Source organism: Vibrio sp. 1402 (assembly GCF_033340275.1).
The window spans coordinates 1-582 of the sequence record NZ_JAWOWE010000489.1; the positions used below are offsets into that span (position 1 = coordinate 1).

The window sequence follows — 582 nt, forward strand, 5'->3', positions numbered from 1 at the left end:
GTGAACGTTTTTTAAGCAAAATGACGACTAATTTGACGATCCCATTTATTAGCTGTGATCTTATACTCCCTTTTTAGGGAAAGCATCATGCACATCGATCACTTCAAAGAACATTTTCAAACGATTACTGATCTACGCCAAATCCCTAAGGTCACTTACTGCCTCTTCGAAGTCCTTTTGGCTCGCTATGTGCGGTTATTGCTGGTGCGAAAGGTTGGTTTGATATCCGTGAATACATTCTCGGTCATCATAATTGGTTTAAGCGCAATGGCCTGTTTTTACATAGTGTTCCTGTTGATGACACGATTGCTCGAATAATCTCAACGATTGACCCCGAGCATTTCATGAATGCTTCATTAACTGGATGTCATCAATACACACCCTTACCGAAGGTCAAGTGATTGCGATTGATGGCAAAACACTTCGAGGCTCATACAATCGTGAAGACAGGGCGAGCACCATTCATATGATCAGTGCTTATGCATCGTCAAACAAGCTCGTGCAAATTAATTGATGGCGTGTTCGAATGATTTCTTATTGGAAGAAAACGGAAGAAATTTACCATGATGATGGTTTGACGTT

General features: G+C 40.9%; 1 pseudogene. It reads left to right on the forward strand.

Annotation, left to right across the window (positions count from 1 at the left end):
• Positions 1–87: 87 nt before the first annotated feature.
• A pseudogene (locus R7044_RS26840) lies at positions 88–502 on the forward strand (ISAs1 family transposase); the annotation flags it as partial.
• Positions 503–582: the final 80 nt, after the last annotated feature.